At 45.2% G+C, this 230-nt stretch carries 1 protein-coding gene; it reads right to left on the bottom strand.

Translation table 11 applies throughout. The features are described 5' to 3' along the window. On the bottom strand, positions 1 to 230 hold a 230-nt coding region (locus Q4519_RS22235), incomplete at both ends, for an EF-Tu/IF-2/RF-3 family GTPase (protein WP_303516167.1).

A 230-nucleotide genomic window follows, 5' to 3' on the forward strand; every position in this document is an offset into this window, starting at 1 on the left:
CGGTAACCTTTGAAGAATGGAGTATGACGGCCACCTTCATCTTTGCTTAGTACGTATACTTCTGATTCGAACTTAGTATGTGGTGTGATTGAACCAGGCTTAGCTAGTACTTGACCACGTTCAACGTCTTCACGCTTAGTACCACGTAGAAGGATACCACAGTTCTCACCTGCACGACCTTCGTCAAGCAGTTTACGGAACATTTCAACACCCGTACAAGTCGTCTTAGT

This window comes from Motilimonas sp. 1_MG-2023 (assembly GCF_030547455.1).
Classification (GTDB): Bacteria; Pseudomonadota; Gammaproteobacteria; order Enterobacterales; family CBDFNC01; genus Motilimonas.